Annotated in this window: 12 protein-coding genes; 6 read left to right on the top strand and 6 right to left on the bottom strand. The window is 61.2% G+C overall.

Going from position 1 to position 14948, the window contains the following annotated elements:
* Nucleotides 1-41 precede the first annotated feature (41 nt).
* Nucleotides 42-1376 (bottom strand): argininosuccinate synthase, encoded by a 1335-nt coding sequence (gene argG / locus BUS12_RS12480; protein WP_074295978.1) that lies wholly within the window; start codon nucleotides 1374-1376, stop codon nucleotides 42-44.
* A 423-nt stretch (nucleotides 1377-1799) separates the two neighbouring features.
* Here argG and BUS12_RS12470 point away from each other — a divergent pair, with 423 nt between their 5' ends.
* From BUS12_RS12470 to BUS12_RS12455, 4 genes are all read left to right on the top strand, one after another.
* The gene (locus BUS12_RS12470; protein ID WP_074297435.1) at nucleotides 1800-2639 is read left to right on the top strand and encodes a TauD/TfdA dioxygenase family protein; all 840 of its coding nucleotides are present in this window, start codon (nucleotides 1800-1802) and stop codon (nucleotides 2637-2639) included.
* 502 nt (nucleotides 2640-3141) lie between these two features.
* Nucleotides 3142-4335, top strand: coding sequence for a porin (locus BUS12_RS12465; protein WP_367117606.1), 1194 nt, complete (start codon nucleotides 3142-3144; stop codon nucleotides 4333-4335).
* Nucleotides 4336-4713: 378 nt separating this feature from the next.
* Nucleotides 4714-5454, top strand: coding sequence for a response regulator (locus tag BUS12_RS12460; protein WP_074295976.1), 741 nt, complete (start codon nucleotides 4714-4716; stop codon nucleotides 5452-5454).
* Between the two features lie 86 nt (nucleotides 5455-5540).
* Nucleotides 5541-8000, top strand: coding sequence for an ATP-binding protein (locus BUS12_RS12455; protein WP_074295975.1), 2460 nt, complete (start codon nucleotides 5541-5543; stop codon nucleotides 7998-8000).
* Here the strand turns inward: BUS12_RS12455 and BUS12_RS12450 are convergent.
* Together BUS12_RS12450 and BUS12_RS12445 are read right to left on the bottom strand one after the other, a co-directional pair.
* Entirely contained in the window at nucleotides 7997-8329 is a 333-nt protein-coding gene (locus tag BUS12_RS12450; RefSeq protein ID WP_074295974.1) for a DUF4148 domain-containing protein, read from the bottom strand. The genes BUS12_RS12455 and BUS12_RS12450 overlap by 4 nt on opposite strands.
* A gap of 166 nt (nucleotides 8330-8495) precedes the next feature.
* Nucleotides 8496-9182 (bottom strand): response regulator transcription factor, encoded by a 687-nt coding sequence (locus BUS12_RS12445; RefSeq protein ID WP_074295973.1) that lies wholly within the window; start codon nucleotides 9180-9182, stop codon nucleotides 8496-8498.
* Nucleotides 9183-9550: 368 nt separating this feature from the next.
* Here BUS12_RS12445 and BUS12_RS12440 point away from each other — a divergent pair, with 368 nt between their 5' ends.
* On the top strand, nucleotides 9551-10477 hold the full coding sequence (locus BUS12_RS12440) for a LysR substrate-binding domain-containing protein (RefSeq protein ID WP_074297431.1): 927 nt from the start codon (nucleotides 9551-9553) through the stop codon (nucleotides 10475-10477).
* Here the strand turns inward: BUS12_RS12440 and tatA are convergent.
* The 3 genes from tatA to BUS12_RS12425 form a co-directional block, all read right to left on the bottom strand.
* The gene (gene tatA / locus BUS12_RS39330) at nucleotides 10467-10676 is read right to left on the bottom strand and encodes a Sec-independent protein translocase subunit TatA (RefSeq protein WP_074295972.1); all 210 of its coding nucleotides are present in this window, start codon (nucleotides 10674-10676) and stop codon (nucleotides 10467-10469) included. The genes BUS12_RS12440 and tatA overlap by 11 nt on opposite strands.
* Before the next feature lie 150 nt (nucleotides 10677-10826).
* On the bottom strand, nucleotides 10827-12083 hold the full coding sequence (locus BUS12_RS12430) for an oxalate decarboxylase family bicupin (RefSeq protein WP_074297429.1): 1257 nt from the start codon (nucleotides 12081-12083) through the stop codon (nucleotides 10827-10829).
* A 397-nt stretch (nucleotides 12084-12480) separates the two neighbouring features.
* Nucleotides 12481-13656 (bottom strand): porin, encoded by a 1176-nt coding sequence (locus BUS12_RS12425; RefSeq protein ID WP_074297426.1) that lies wholly within the window; start codon nucleotides 13654-13656, stop codon nucleotides 12481-12483.
* A gap of 311 nt (nucleotides 13657-13967) precedes the next feature.
* On the opposite strand from BUS12_RS12425, the gene BUS12_RS12420 reads away from it, so the two are divergent.
* The gene (locus BUS12_RS12420; protein ID WP_083640355.1) at nucleotides 13968-14909 is read left to right on the top strand and encodes a helix-turn-helix domain-containing protein; all 942 of its coding nucleotides are present in this window, start codon (nucleotides 13968-13970) and stop codon (nucleotides 14907-14909) included.
* The last annotated feature ends 39 nt before the right edge of the window (nucleotides 14910-14948 follow it).

Below are 14948 nucleotides of genomic sequence, written 5' to 3'. Positions count from 1 at the left end.
GAAGAACCGCCTTCATCCGGTCGCGAGGGACTGCGGCTTGCTTACTTGCTATCGTCCTTCAACTGCGGCAGCGCCAGCGCTTCGCCTGGCGCGAGCAAACCGACTTCCGAATAGATCAGCAGTTTGGCGCGCGTATCGGTGATGTCAAGATTGCGCATCGTCAACTGGCCGATCCGGTCGCGCGGCGAGAAGGTCGACTCGACCTTTTCCATTGAAAGCCGCTCCGGCTGGTACGTGAGGTTCGGCGACTTCGTGCTCAGGATCGAGTAGTCGTTGCCGCGGCGCAGTTCGATAGTGACTTCGCCGGTGATGGCGCGCGCCACCCAGCGCTGTGCCGTTTCACGCAGCATGATGGCCTGCGGATCGAACCAGCGGCCCTGATACAGCAGGCGGCCGAGGCGCTTGCCGTTTTCGCGGTACTGCTCGATGGTGTCTTCGTTGTGGATGCCCGTCACGAGGCGCTCGTACGCGATGTACAGCAGCGCGAGTCCAGGCGCTTCGTAGATCCCGCGGCTCTTCGCCTCGATGATGCGGTTCTCGATCTGGTCGCTCATGCCGAGACCATGACGGCCGCCAATGCGGTTCGCTTCCAGCAGCAGTTCCACGGCATCCGTGAACTGGACGCCATTCAACGCGACCGGCTGGCCTTCCTCGAAGCGGATCGTGACTTCTTCCTTCGCGATCTGCACGTCGTCGCGCCAGAATGCGACGCCCATGATGGGGTTCACGATCTTGATGCCGCTTTCGAGGCTCTCGAGATCTTTCGCTTCGTGCGTGGCGCCGAGCAGGTTCGAGTCGGTGGAATACGCTTTCTCCGCCGACATCTTGTACTCGAAGCCCGACTGGCGCATGAACTCCGACATTTCCGCGCGGCCGCCCAGCTCGTCGATGAACGCCTGGTCGAGCCACGGCTTGTAGATCTTCAGATCCGGATTGACGAGCAGGCCGTAGCGATAGAAACGCTCGATGTCATTGCCCTTGTACGTGCTGCCGTCGCCCCAGATGTTGACGCCGTCTTCCTTCATGGCGGCGACCAGCATCGTGCCGGTGACGGCGCGGCCGATCGGCGTCGTATTGAAGTAGGTGACGCCGGCGGTGGAGATGTGGAACGCGCCCGCTTGCAGGGCGGCGATGCCCTCGGCGACCAGTTGAGCCCGGCAGTCTATGAGTCGCGCGCCTTCTGCGCCGTACTGGATCGCACGACGCGGAATCGAATCGTAGTCGTCTTCGTCGGGCTGGCCGAGGTTAGCCGTGTAGGCGTACGGGACGGCGCCTTTGATCCGCATCCAGTGCAGAGCGGCACTCGTGTCGAGTCCGCCGGAGAAGGCGATGCCAACTTTCTGGCCGGACGGAAGACTTTCAAGGATTGTGCTCATGAGAAAAGCCGTTAAATCGAGGGGTGAAGGGATTTCGCGCAACTAGCAAGTATCGGCTGTGCCTGCCGACAAGGCAAGTCTGGCGCGCACTCCGGGCGCCCGCGCGGCCCGATTGGGGCGTAAAACCGCGCACATATGGGCGTTTCAGGCGCGGTCTGTAATATACCTGAAAGTGTTCGGCGGTCTGCAGCGGCACGGCTTGCGCCGCATCCGGTCCAGCATCGGGTTTATCATTGCAGCGGATAAGTGTATCGAATTTGCTTCGTTGCCCTCGCGCGTGCGGGCCGGTAGATTGGCCGTGTCGCGCCATCATCGGCGTTTTCGCTCCGACCAGACGAAGAGCTTTGAGTGACCATTACTTCCGACTCCGCTGTTTCCACCCCGGCCGCGCATGCCGGCCCGGCTGCCCCGCAACGCGTTGAAATTCGTGCTTTCGACGGCCCGGTGGGCGCCGAAGTGCTGGGTCTCGACCTGAATCAACCGCTCGCCGCCGAGGACTTCGCGCGCATTCACCGCGCTCACCTCGATCACCACGTACTGGTGTTTCGCGACCAGCGCATCACGCCCGATCAACAGATCGCCTTTAGCCGCCGCTTCGGGCCGCTGCAGATCCACGTGCTGCACCAGTTCCAGTTGCCGGGATATCCGGAAGTGCTGGTCGTATCGAACATCGTCGAGAACGGCAAGCCGATCGGTCTGGGCGACGCCGGTCACTTCTGGCATTCGGACCTCTCGTACAAGGAGAAGCCGAGCCTCGGCTCGCTGCTGCATGCGCAGGAGTTGCCGGCCGAAGGCGGCGATACGCTGTTCGCCAACATGCACCTCGCGTGGGACACGTTGCCGGCCCATTTGCGCGAGGCCGTAGAAGGGCGCTTCGCGGAGCACACGTATCTCGCGAAGTACGCCGAACTGCAAAAACGCAGCCCCTGGCGGCCGAATCTGTCCGCCGAGCAGATTGCCCAGGTGAAGCCGGTTGTGCAGCCCATCGTGCGCACGCATCCGGAAACGGGCCGTAAGGCACTTTTCGTCAGCGAGCATTTCACGACCCGCGTGATCGGGCTGCCCGAAGACGAGAGCAAGCAGTTGCTCGAGGAAATTTTCGCGCACAGCGTGCGCCCTGAGCATCTGTACCGGCATGTGTGGGCAGAACACGACATGGTGTTCTGGGACAACCGTTCGCTGATGCACCTCGCCGCCGGCACGCCCGACCACCTGCGCCGCAAGCTGTACCGCACCACCATCGAAGGCGACGTGCCGGTCTGACGGTACGCGCGTCCGCTGCATCCATCCCCGCGTTAACCGAACGCCCATTCCCGGAGCGGCCACGCCGTCTTCCGGGAATTGTTGCAAATTATCCACATAGTTTTCGACGCAATCCGGTCATAAATACCATTTAAGCTAACGACCGTGACGCGTTTGCATGGCTTTTCGTGCTTTTTGCCCGATTTCTGTGCTTATGCGCCCTGATTTGGTGCGCGTCAGGAGTTTGCAATTTGCATATTCCAACGGGTAATTTAGAAAAGTATTGGTGGGTCGATACACTGTGACCCGTCGATTGAGCGGGCGAATAGCGGTTTGGGGAATCTGGTCATTTCATCATCCACGGCGCCCGCCGTCTCAACCGATGTTGCGCTACTGAAGGTTTGGGGTATGTGATTTCAAGGTTTGAGTTTTATCTGTCCGTCATTGAATGGATAAATAACGAGGCTGATTTCACATATATATTAAGTAGTATTAAATAAATCAAATATTCAATCAGGTAAAGATGAAAATCCAAAAGACTACGGCGGCCATCCTGGTGCTGGGCGCCTTTGCGGGTGCTGCTCACGCTCAAAGCGTCACGCTGTACGGCATTGCCGACGGCGGCTTCCTGTTCAACAACAACGTCAAGGGCGAAAAGCTCTATGGCCTGTCGAGCGCCACGTCGTCGCGTTGGGGCCTGCTGGGCAGCGAAGATCTCGGCGGTGGCCTGAAAGCCATTTTCGACCTGGAAAACGGCTTTACGCTCGGCACGGGCGCGTTGAGTCAGGGCGGCCTGGAGTTCGGTCGTCGCGCGTATGTCGGCCTGCAGAGCGCCACGTACGGTACGGTGACTCTCGGTCGTCAATATTCGGCCAGCAATGATGCGACGTCCAACTTTGCATCGGGCGCGGACTGGGCCGCCTCCGGTCTCGGTTACGGCACGCGTGCCGGCGACGTCGACAACGTCGATACGTCGAACCGCGTTCAGAACGCGATCAAGTACACGAGCCCGAGCTACCGTGGTCTGACGGTCGGCGTGCTGTACAGCCTCGGCGGCCAGGCCGGCGACTTCTCGAGGAACGAAGTCACCGACGCAGCCGTGTCGTACGTGAACGGCCCGGTCAAGCTCGGCGCGAGCTACATGTTCACCAAGGATCCGTACTACGCAACGTTCGGCGACCAGGGCAATTCGTCGTCGCCGACGTCGGCTACGGGCGGCACCAACAACATGGCAAGCCGTATTTACGGCGGCTACGCTTCGGCCGGTTCGCAACAGATCATCACGGCCGGCGGTTCGTACGCGCTGGGTGCGGCAACGCTCGCCGTGCTGTACTCGAACACGCAGTTCCAGAATCTCGGCACGGTCAACGCTGTGGGCAGCTACGGCACCAAGTACAACGGCGGCACCGCTACGTTCAATTCAGGCGAACTGAACGTCAAGTACGCACTGACGCCGGCACTGACGCTGGCCGGCGCTTACATCTACACGCATAACAGCGGCGCGGATGACGTCGGCAGCGCGAGCTACAACCAGTTCAACCTGGGCACGATCTATCAGCTGTCCAAGCGTACGTCGCTCTACGCCATCGGTTTCTTCGAAACCGCTTCGGGTGTCGATTCGACGGGCAAGAAGGCAGTGGCCGACTTCAGCACCTCGTCCTACTCGTCGAACAACCACCAGTTGGCAGCCATTGTCGGTATGACGCACAAGTTCTAAGCGCTTCGTCTGACGCCCCGGTCATGCCGGGGCGCAGGCTTCGCCTTGAACGCGAGGCTTGAACCTCACGGCTTAAGCCTCAAACCGAGCCGGTCTTGCGCACCCTGTCAACAGGGAACGCGCAAGACCGGCTTTTTTATGGCTGTCGCCGCCGCATAGTCCACTGCCTGGCTGAAACAGTCTCTTGCAGCGTCCGCTCAAGGCGTGGACGCTATAATCGATCCCATTGGTTGCGCACACACGCAAAGCCCCCAAACCTTGCGACGGCGCTTCTGGCGATGCTTCGCGCACGCCGGAAATCAGCCGCGCGCATGAACCCTATCCCCTCAGGCAGGTGGCGTCAGACCGCGTGTTCCGGACGCCACAGGAGCACCAGGCATGAGCAACGACAATCCTCCGCATGTTCTCGTGGTGGATGACGACCCCGCCATCCGGACCCTCATCGAAGAGTATCTTCGCGACAACGATCTGCGAGTCACGGCTGCGTCGAACGGCAAGGAGATGACCGCGGCGCTGACGGAGCATGCGATCGATCTGATCATCCTCGACCTGCGGATGCCCGGCGAGGACGGCATGCAGATTGCCCGGCGCATACGCGACCAGTCGTCGCTTCCCATCATCGTGGTATCAGGCAGGCTCGACGAGGCCGACCGCGTCATGGCGCTCGAACTGGGCGCCGACGACTACGTCACCAAGCCCTTCAGCCCGCGCGAGTTGCTGGCGCGCATCCGCACCGTGTTGCGCCGCTCGGCCGCGACCCAGGTGTTGACCGGACGTCAGCTCGACGTCCGCGCCTATCGCTTTGCCGGTTGGGAGTTGAATATCGGCACGCGAAAGCTGATCTCGCCCGCCGGCGTACGGATCGATCTCACGAACGGCGAGTTCTCGCTGTTGAGCGCTTTTCTGGCCGCACCGGGGCGCATTCTGTCACGCGAGCAGTTACTGGAGGCGAGCCGTTTATACGACGACGTGTTCGACCGCTCCATTGATGTGCAGATCCTGCGCCTGCGTCGAAAGATCGAGGAAAATCCGTCGACGCCGCAATTTATCAAAACCGAGCGAGGCGCGGGCTACACCTTTGCTGCGGCCGTGGAAAAATTGAGTTCCGTCGCGCTATAAGCTGGTGCTGACGACCCGTGTAGCCTCGCCCGGTGCAATTCGATGCCGCGCGGCGACGGCGCACTCTATCGCGAGAACCCTGGTCGATGCGTAACGAACAAGGCGCTGCAGGCGCACCCTATCTGCCCTGGGTCATTGCCATCGGCGCTAGCGTGATTGTGTTGCTGGTTTGCGTGGCATCGGGCTGGGATAGCTGGCGCGCCCGTCGCCTGACGCTTGCGGACAACGACCGGGAAATGTCCAGCCTGGCCAGTGCCATCGCCGAACAGACGGCGCGCTCGTTGCAGGGGGTGGAACTGATTCTGCGGCGTACGTCGGTCTGGGAGCGCGATCCGCGCAACCGGCTGGCGACGCCCGCCGAGAAAGAGGCCTTCCTGCGGCATCAGATAGACGGACTGCCGCAGATTCGCGAGGTGACCATTGCCGACGAGAACGGCGCCCGCATCGCCACGTCGACCCCTGCGGGCAGCTCGAGTCCGAGTATCGGCAATCGCCAGTACTTCCAGGATTTGAAGCGGGCCACAGGGGAGGCGGTGGTGGTGAGCGAACCGTTGCAGAGCCTCACGGACGGCAAGCCGACCTTCGCGGTGGCGATTCGCCTGCAGGACTCCGAAGGAAGATTTGCAGGGGTGGCGCGGGCACTGGTCGAAGAAGACTACTTCCGCGATTTCTTCAGGCGCATTGACCTGGGGCCCGGCGCGGCCATTCGTCTTCTGCGCGAGGGCGGCACGCCGATCGTCGAGTTTGCGGCCGCACCGCAGGGCAACAAGGTCGCGCGGGTGCGCTCGGCGCTACGCCAGGTGCCCGGCTTCCCGCTGTTAGTGATGGTTTCGCGCGACGAATCGGTTGCGCTCGCAGACTGGCGCACCAGTTCGATCAACGCGCTCGTACGGACCGGTTCGATCTCCGCGTTCGTCGCCTTGCTTGCGTTTGCACTGATCAGGCAGATGCGCCGGCTCGGCGAAGTCAACGAGCGGCTTCGTTCGAGCGAGCGGCGCTGGCGGGCGGTGTTCGAGAATGCGCCGCTCGGTATCGCCGTCCTCACGACGGATGGCGACTACGCGGCGACCAATCCGGCTTTTCAGCGGATGATCGGCTACTCGTCGCACGAGCTTGAACAGCTTGGCGCCTTCGACGTTACGTATCGCGAAGACGTGCCTGCGACGCGCGAACATGTGCTCAGACTGCTCTCCGGCACACCCGACACGATCCGTTTCCAGATGCGCTACACGCACCGCGACGGCCATGTCGTCTGGGCGGACATGAGCATGGCGAGAGTCTCGGCGCATCATCAACACGCGTCGAATTACGCGCGGCACGCCGGGGAGATGCTGGTTGCGACGGTGGAAGACATCACGTCGCGTCGCGAGGCCGAAGAGGCACGCCGTCAGCTTGAAGGACAACTGAGGCAATCGCAGAAGCTCGAAGCGCTTGGTACCTTCGCCGGCGGGATCGCCCACGACTTCAACAATATTCTCGGGGCCATTCTAGGCTATGGCGAACGTGCCTTCCATTCACTAGCTGCAACGAGCGATGAGCGTCGCTATGTGGAGCAGGTTCTCCATGCCGGTAACCGGGCACGCACGCTGGTCGAGCGCATCCTGACTTTCAGCCGCAGCGGTATGGGGGCGCGTGTGCCGGTGCGCGTGTCGCCGGTCGTGTCGGAGACCGTCGAGTTGCTGAAGGGGCGGTTGCCGGCCAGCATTGAACTCGACGTCAAGCTCGATGCGAACGACACCTATGTGGCCGGCGATGCGACACACCTGCACCAGGTCGTCATGAATCTCTGCAGCAACGCGGTTCTGGCGATGCCCTCGGGTGGCACGCTGACTGTGGCGCTCGAAAACGAGCATGTTCCGGCCGCGACGACGTTATCGGAAGGCCGGATCGGACCAGGCGACTTCGTCAGGCTGAGCGTCGCGGATACGGGAACCGGGATTGCCCCCGAGGTGCTGGAGCGCATCTTCAACCCGTTCTTTACGACCCGGAGCACGGGCGAGGGGACCGGCCTCGGTCTGTCGCTCGTCGACGGGATCGTGCGAGAGTATGGCGGTGGCATCGACGTCCGCAGCAGGGTCGGGCAGGGTACTCGCTTCGATATCTACCTTCCGGTCACTGAAGCGCCGCTGCCGGCCGACGAAGCCGTCTCCGAAGCATTGCCTCGCGGGGACGGTCAGGTTGTGCTGGTCGTCGACGACGAAGATGCGCTGGTGACGCTCGCCGAAGAGGTGCTGGCCGAACTCGGTTACGAGCCGGTGGGCTTTCGATCGAGCGCCGCAGCGTTGCGGGCCTTCAGAGACGATCCCGACCGCTTCGACGCCGTCATCACCGACCAGACGATGCCGGAGCTGACGGGCCTGGAACTCGCAAGCCATATCCGCGCGATTCGCGGCTCGTTGCCGGTGATCCTCTGTAGCGGCTATGGCAATCCGGCTCTCGAAAGGGACGCGCGCAACGCCGGGGCTGCCGCGTTGCTGCGCAAGCCGTTGCGCTCGGGAGAACTGGCGCTCGCGTTGCATCGAATCCTGGCGCGGCCTCAGCCTTAGCTGGCCGGCGTGCCTTGTGTCGTGTCCGCGCCCGCTCCGAGCGAATTCTGCGCGCCGGCGGGCACGCAGTCGGCGTGGTACTCGGCTTGCAGTTTCTTTTCAGCGAGTTCGAGATCGGATGGATAGTCTTCGTCGTTTTCGGACGGGTCGTAGCCTACCGCTTCCAGTTCAGCCAGCTCCTGCATCAGTTGCGCATGCGTGACCTCGGCCTTCAATGGCGTGAAGGGATAGTCGTTGCACTGTTGTGGCGTGAGGCCTTTGGCGGCAAAAGCGGAAGCACTGCCAAGGGCGAAGAGGGTAACCACCGCGGTTTTCGATAACAGTTTCATGATTGAGTCCAGATGAGATGATCGGAGCGCCAGACGTTCAGCGCGTGGCTCCAGTCATCGAGGTTACTGGACAATCAGTACGGTATGCTTAGCATTAGAATGAAATGTTGTTTAAGCTGCCCAACTCCGTAGCCTGTTGAGAAAACGCGGGCAAACGACCCGGCGTTCAGGGCGGCAAAAGACTCAGCTGGTAGCCATAGCAATTTACCGTATTGATGTGAACCGTCGGCAGGTGCGTCTTCAGTTTCGATCTCAGCCGCCAGATCAGCGGAGTCACGCTTGTGCAATTGATGACGTCTCGCCCTGGCCACGCATAGCGAATGAGTTGCTCATGGGCGACGGGCACGTTCGGATCGCGCATCAGGCACTCGACAAGCAGATACTCGGTCTTGGTCAGGGACAAACGCTGCTCCCCGCTCACCAGTTCCCGTGTCAGCGAATCAAGCTGGAGCTGCGCGGCGGCCGGTTGTCCGGTAACGCGGCGTGCCAGCGTGGCTCGACGCAGCGCCTGCAGGCGTTCATGCATTTCAATAAACGAAAGCGGCCGGGCAAAGCAGGCGTCGGCGCCCGCACGTAGCGCTGCGGTGCGCTCCTGAGCCGTAGCGGTCGCCAGAATCGCGATCAGGATGGCGCCCCCCGCAATCGCGGAGAACTGCGGCAGCGTGGCGGTGAGCTCAGGGTACAGGTCCGGGTCGTGCGCCATCAGGATCGCCGCGTCGAACGGCTCTCGCGTGGCTTGCCACACACCGTGGGCCAGATCGTGCGAACGGCACAGGCTGTGAGTGCTTTCGTGCAGCGCCTTGTACAGCCAACTGGCCTCAGGGTGTCGTGGAGACACGAAAAGAATGCGCATAGTTTGAGTCGCCAGCCATGAGCGTGTTTGACTCAGGCGCGCATGGGCGACCGGCAGGTGGAGTAGATGAGGAGTGTGGTCTCCGACGGTTGCGGGTCTATTGCACGAACGGCCGGCTCCGTTACAGATGTAACCCGCGGGGCGCTACGGAGCCGTCGCACGCAAGATGAAAATTTTGCAATGTTCAAGTCATATCGCCGGACGCCGGGTGCGGTTTATTCTGAAACCGCTTCAACGCGACCGTGGCTCGTGGACGCGCGGCCAGCAGCGGCGGTGCGCTCGATTCGACTTGCGCGCCTTCGTTTGCGCTGTTGGCAGGCGTTGGTCCGCCTCGCCGGATGTCCGGTAAAACCCTCAACCTTTTGCAGATCACTGTGAAGAATGCCACTTTGCGTCAACTCAAGACCTTTGAAACCGTCGCGCGTCGCCTGAGTTTTTCCCGGGCGGCGAACGAGTTGAACCTGTCGCCACCTGCGGTCTCGACGCAGATCAAGCATCTCGAAGAGCACGCGGGCATTGCGCTGTTCGAGCAGCTTGGGAAGAAGATCTACCTCACGCCCGCGGGGCAGGAGATGCTCCACCATAGTCGCGCCATCATCCACTGCTTCCGCGAAGCCGAGGAAACCTTGGCGAAGATGAAAAGCCTTGCGGGAGGCAGCCTGAGTGTCGGTGTCATCAATGCCGGGGGCTATTTCCTGCCGCGGTTGCTGGCTGGGTTTTCGAACCGGAATGCTGCGGTCGACCTGGATCTGACGGTAGAAAATCACGACGAGCTGCTGGTTCGTCTGGAAGAAAACCGGCTTGATCTCGCCATCATGGTGGGCGCGCCGGTGGAGCCGAGATTTACCAGTACAGCGTTCGCGCCGCACGCGTTTGTTCTCGTCGCCTCGCCGCTGCATCCACTGGTCGGCAGGACGAGTATTGACGTTGCCGAACTCGGAAGCGAACGGTTCATCGTGCGGGAGAAGGGTTCGGACACATGGAATGCCATGCAGCAGTGCTTCGACGGCCGGCTGGCTTTGGACGATCCGCTGGAAATCCGCAATACCGAGGCCATCAAGCAAGCGGTGATGTCCGGCATGGGCATCAGTTTTCTGTCCGCACATACGGTCACGCTGGAATTGCAGGCCGGGATGCTCGCGGTACTCGATGTCACGGGCTTTCCGGTGATTCAGAAATGGCATGTCGTGCATCGGGCGGACAAGCAACTGGTGCCTGCCGCTCAAGCCTTCAAAACGTTCTTGCTCGAAGAGGGCAAGACGCACGCTAGTGGAGTGCGCACGGTCAGCCACTGATTTCCTGCGTTGCAGCCTTCGGTTGAGGCGTGACGGCCGGCTCGGGGTTCCCGCCGGCCGTTTCCGTATTCACTGCGTCCTTGAAGCCGCGAATCGCCGAGCCGAGATCGCCGCCCACCGTGCGCAATTTTTTGGTGCCGAAGACCAGCGACACGATCAGCGCGACAATCAACCAGTGCCAGATACTTATTGAGCCCATGATGTTTTCTCTTTGAATCGTTCTACTTACTGCCTGATTGGACACCAAGGTTCGCCCTTGTGCGGCCGAACCTTGGTGCGCCCGGGATCTATACCTTGATGCCCGGGCGGCGGCTGAGCAGAAGAACCGCAGTGCGATTCAGATCAGCATTTAGATCGGCATGACGTCGGGACGGTTGTTCGGGAACCGGGCAATCATCTCCTCAGTCACGTGCAGATGATCCATGATCATCTGCTTCGGCGTGTGCGTCAGCCAGTCGGACAGCGACACCTCGGCAAAGTGGTCCGCCTTGAAGATTTCGAGGAACACGAGATCGGTGTCGCCCGTGTTCTGCACGTAGTGACCGAGACTCTTCTTGACGTAGCCGATATCGCCCGCGCGGAAGTCTGCGGTTGCCGCCTTCGGACCTGTATCGAACACGGTCATCCGGGCCTCGCCCTTGATGTAGTACTGCCATTCGTCCGCGTTCGGGTGCCAGTGCAGCTCGCGCATGCCACCCGGCTTGACCGTCACCAGGGCGGCCGCGACGTTTGCCGATGCCTTGAAGTTGCGACTGTCGGCGATCCGCACCGACCCACCCTTGGTCTCCTTCGTCGGCGCCATATCGCCCAGCGAGAAAATGAACGGATGTTCAGGCAGGCCGAGCGGTGACGCCACGGAACGTTGCGCGGCTTCCAGCGGACCGGGATCGGTACCCTGGAAAATCCACAGGTTGTCGACCGGAATGTTCTTGAAGGCGTCGGCCGGCACGTTGAAGTTGGCGGCCAGGACATCCGGCGGCGTGTGGGCGATCCAGTCCGTCAGCAGAAGCGTGTTGAATTCCGATGCATGGCCGTTGTCGAAGGCGAGCAGGAATTCGGCGCCTGTCGGTCCGAGACCTTGCAGCGAGTGCGGCAGGCCCGGCGGGAAATACCAGAGGTCGCCGGTTTTGACGTCGGCAACCTGCGGGCGGCCTTGCTCGTCGAGGATGGTAATGCGGCACTTGCCGTCCAGCATGATGGCCCACTCGGCCTGCTGGTGCCAGTGCATTTCGCGGGTGCCGTTGGTGCCCAGGCGCATGTTGACGCCCGAGATATCTTCCGAGATTGCGAAGTCGTCCTGCGTTACTTCGCGAGCCCAGCCGCCGTTCTGATAGCGCTTGTGCGCGTTGTTGAACGACGCCCAGAACAGCGGCATGCCGTTGATGTCGGTTGCCGGCGGGTTCTGGAACGACGGGAACTGATTGGCAATGGCGGGGTTCTGAGGGCCCGGGTCATTCCGGCTCGTCGGGCTCAGGGCGTTGATTATGCCTTCGGGCGGCCGGTCCGGATTGCCGAACGAAGCGGCCTTGGCCGTGGCGGCCACCCCGAGCGCCGCAGCCGAAGCGGCTGCACCCACCAACACTTTGCGTCGCGACAGGTCAGTCATGTTCATTACCTTCCAAGTTTCAAGTCTGAAAATAAACCGTTATAAAATTCGTATTCCTATATAAACAGGAATTGACATCGGTCTGGTTCGATCGTGTCGGAAACGGATTAACCGGGTGTTATCCGGGTGCTGCTGACTGGAGGAAAAAGCGCGTCGAACAGCATCCTTGGAGACGATATTAGTGAGGTACGTGAGCTTATGACAGTCAAAGTTTTGGAACGAAACGATAAGCCGAACGTTAACGTTCCGGTGTTTAAAGCTGGGGGGATTTTGCAAGCTGCGGAGGGTGAAACTCTGAAAACGGCGGATTAATTTTCTTTTAATTTCCGCTGCGGGTCACGCGCGGCCAACGCGTGAGCACGTTGGCCGGTTACATCGCTAGAACGTGTGCGTTGCTTCAGAAGCGATGACGGAATCCGGCGACGAACAGCAACTGCCGATTATTGGCCGAAGGCGTGACGTTGAACATAGACGCGTTGAACGCCGGATTGTTCCCGCCGCCGCTGACCGTCTGATACAGGCTCTCCAGATAAACGTCCGTGCGGTGGCTGAACTGGTAGTCCGCCTGCACGATGGCCTCATGCCACTTGGGCGAGAGACTGCCGGACGACGAATCGAAACGCCCGTCGGTGTACGTATACGATGCGGCGAGACTCAGGGCACGGGTCACGAAATACTGACCGTTGATCTCGAAGTTGTTAAAGCGCAGCAGGCTGCCCACGAGCTGGGCGAGATTGCCGCCCTGATAGACGCTGGTGACGTCGTTGGTCGACGAATGCGTCCAGACTAGCCCGATCGACGCAGGGCCAAACGCATATTTGCCGCCCAGGCCCCAGATCTGCTGGCTGCCGCCGGTGATGACCGCGTCGCTATCGCCGTTGGTGACCGCGCCGTTCGGGTTGACGTTGGCGGTACCGACCGAGCGGTTGATCTGCAGATAACTGGCGACCAGCGAGACCGGCCCGTTCTCGTACTTCGCCCCCATGCTATAGGCACGGTCGTTCGAGAATTCGCCCGCCTCGTTCGAGAAGCCGTACATCGTCCCCACCGTCAGGCCGCGATAGGTTGGGCTTTCGTATCGCACAGAGTTCTGGATACTCTGATGCCGGATCATGTCGTCGTTGTCGAACGGATGGTCTGCCAGGTTGCCGGCCCAGCCCAGACCTTCGGCGCTCAGCGCGGACAGATACTGCGACATGAAGCTGTACTGTCGACCCGCCGTGATCGTGCCATACATCTTTGAGCTCAGGCCGACGAATGCCTGGCGTCCGAACAGATCGCCCGAGTTGCTGAGTTTGCCGGTGGCACTCGAAAAACCGTCCTCCAGCATGAACACGGCTGAAAGGCCGCCGCCCAGATCCTCCGAGCCTCGCACCCCCCAGCGGGTGCCGCTGATGCCGCCGCTGTCCATTTCGACGCCGCTGTGCCCAGGCGCGCCTGCTTTGCCAGTGGTCTGGTTGTTCGCGTAGATCACCGCGGTATCGACGATACCGTACAGCGTGACGCTGCTTTGTGCGTGACTGCTTGCGGCCCAGCAAAGCGAAACGGCTGCAGCCAATAGGGTTTTTCTCATGGTGATGACGTCGTAGTGGTCTTGCATGCGTGTGGGGAAAGTGACAGCCGCTCTGTCTGCGCAGATCGGGATATACCGTCAGATATAACGAAGCGAAAAACAAGGTATGGCGGATCGCAACGCGCTTTCTGTCGAGGCGCAATCTTAGCGGCACGATGGGCACGGGGAACTGTACAGTCGTCGGGTTTCGAGAGGAGTACAGTTAAAGCGCCAGGGTTCGCACGCGTTAGCGTTATATCCGTAGATAACTAGCGGTGTATGATGTTTGCGATTCTGTATCGAGACCACCGCAATCGATCGGTGAGAGAGACATGTCACAGAGCGTTTCAACAGGTGCCGTATCCTGGAGCACACCGGTCCAGTTGCAAGGACTGCCTGCGAACGAGCGTATCTGGCGGGAGATTCCGCGGCGCGAAAGCGGCACAGGCGGCTCTCAGGTGGTGATCGGTCACTGGACCGACAGCCGTGTCGAACACCGGGAACTCGTTGCGCCCGTATTTGACCGCTACTTCACCGTCAGCATTTTGCTCGGCAAAGCGACGGTCGATTGCTACAAGAACGGCAAGCTGTCCGGCCGAGGCACGGGTGGGGTAGGCGGTCTGCAACTCACCGCGCCCGGCGAGCGGATCCAGTGCGGTTTTCGTGGTGCCAACGAGTCGATCCACATCTTCTTTCCGAGCGATCTGATCGAGCTGGAATGTGGCGAAGAGCGCCACAGCGTCGCCGCGCCGCTCTTCGACGATCCCGCGTTTCGCGTCGATCCGGTGCTGGGTCCGTTGGCGCAACCACTGGCCGCCGCGCACGGCGAAGAGGGACGCATCGACGTGGCTTACGTCGAAGGGCAGGTCTACGCGATCCTGGGGCACGTGCTCTCGCGGTACGGACGCGAAAGCAAGACGGACATGCCGGTTGGCGGGGGATTATCGTCAGCGCGTTTGCGCAGCACGCTCGACTACATGGAAGCTTACCTGGCAGAACCGATTACTTTGCAGGACATCGCCCAACAGGCTGGCCTGAGCCGCATGCATTTCGCCGCGCAGTTCCGGCTCGCCACCGGCACGACACCACATGCATTCCTGTTGAACCGGCGCATCGAGCGAGCCAAGACTCTGCTGGAGAGGGACATGCCGATCGTGCAGGTCGCGCTTGCCGTCGGCTTTCAGGCTCAGGCGCATTTCACCACGGCGTTTCGCGGCGTGAGCGGTACGACGCCCGCGCGCTGGCGCGCCCAACAGCAGCAGACGCGGCGCTAGTCCAACCACGGCAGAAACGCGGCGATTGTGTCGCCGCGC

The organism is Paraburkholderia phenazinium, from assembly GCF_900142845.1.
GTDB classification, from domain to species: domain Bacteria; phylum Pseudomonadota; class Gammaproteobacteria; order Burkholderiales; family Burkholderiaceae; genus Paraburkholderia; species Paraburkholderia phenazinium_A.
The sequence above is the reverse complement of the archived record's forward strand: the minus strand, read 5'-3'. Positions and strand labels throughout refer to the sequence as shown.